At 48.8% G+C, this 1,447-nt stretch carries 1 pseudogene; it reads left to right on the forward strand.

Going from position 1 to position 1,447, the window contains the following annotated elements:
- Positions 1-1,447 (forward strand): annotated as a pseudogene (locus QUA38_RS28525) (Calx-beta domain-containing protein); the annotation flags it as partial.

Below are 1,447 nucleotides of genomic sequence, written 5' to 3' on the forward strand. Positions count from 1 at the left end.
CAACTGCTACAACTAGCATCACAAATGATGACTCTGCCGGTTTCAGCATTGCACCTACGAACATCACTGCTACAGAAGGCGGCGCAACTGGCAGTTACAAAGTCAAGTTAACTTCGGAACCGACGGCACCGGTTAATATTAGCTTTAATACTGGCAATGCAATTAGCCCGCTCGCCACACCGATTACTTTTGACAGCACAAACTGGAATGTCGATCAAACTGTGACTGTTAGTGCGATCGACGACAATGTAGCACAAGGAACCCACAGCGGAACGATCGCTCACACAGTTACCAGTACCGATGCCAGTTATAACGCCTCATCGATGCCCGATGTGACGGCATCGATTACTGATAACGATAGTCCTGGTGTTTCCATCGTGCAATCGGCAGGCAGTACAAATATTGGTGAAGGCGGTGCAACGGCTACCTACGGCGTGGTTTTGACTACCGCACCTGCTGCCAACGTTACGATTAATTTTGACACTGGGACTCAAATTAGTGCGATCGCACCTCTGACTTTCACCCCAAATAATTGGAATGTTGCTCAAAATGTGACTGTTAGTGCGATCGAGGACAGCATAGCCCAAGGAACCCACAGCGGCACGATTACTCACACTTCTGTCAGTACCGATAATTTGTATAATGGGCTGACGATTTCTCCTGTGACTGCCACGATTGCTGACAACGATACCGCAGGCGTGAGTATTTCACCTACGAGTACAACTGCTACCGAAGGCGGTGCAACAGGCACGTACAGCGTTAAGTTAAAATCCCAGCCGCTCGCGCCTGTGACGGTTAGTTTCGCTACAGGGGATCAAATAAATGCGATCGCCCCAATTATTTTTGACAGCACTAACTGGAATGTGGATCAGACTGTCACTGTTAGTGCGATCGATGACAGCATAGCCCAAGGAACCCACGGCGGCACGATTGCTCACACTTCTGCCAGCACCGATACCAAGTATAGCGGTCAGACTATTCAGGATGTAAATGTATCGATTACCGACAACGACACAGTAGGTGTAAGCATTTCTCCCACGCAAACAACTGCTACAGAAGGCGGCGCGGATGGCAATTATGGGATCAAGTTAACGTCGCAGCCTTACGCCCCTGTAACTATCACTCTCACAACAGGTAATGAGATAGAGGCGATCGCGCCTATTACTTTCACTACAAATAATTGGAATGTCACTAAAACCGTTACGGTGAAAGCTGTTGATGATACGGTTGTGGAAAGCGCGCACAGCGCTAATATTACTCACACTGTGAGTGGGGGTGATGCTAAGTATAATGTAGTTGTGGTTCCAGGGGTGACAGTGGCGATCGCGGATAACGACACTGCACCGCCACCACCACCACCACCAGTAAGCCCTGACATTATTATTAGTCCGGTATCGGGATTAGTAACTACAGAAGCAGGTGGCACAGACCAATTCACCATCAGACT

The organism is Microcoleus sp. Pol12B4 (genome assembly GCF_036701385.1).
Classification (GTDB): domain Bacteria; phylum Cyanobacteriota; class Cyanobacteriia; order Cyanobacteriales; family Microcoleaceae; genus Microcoleus.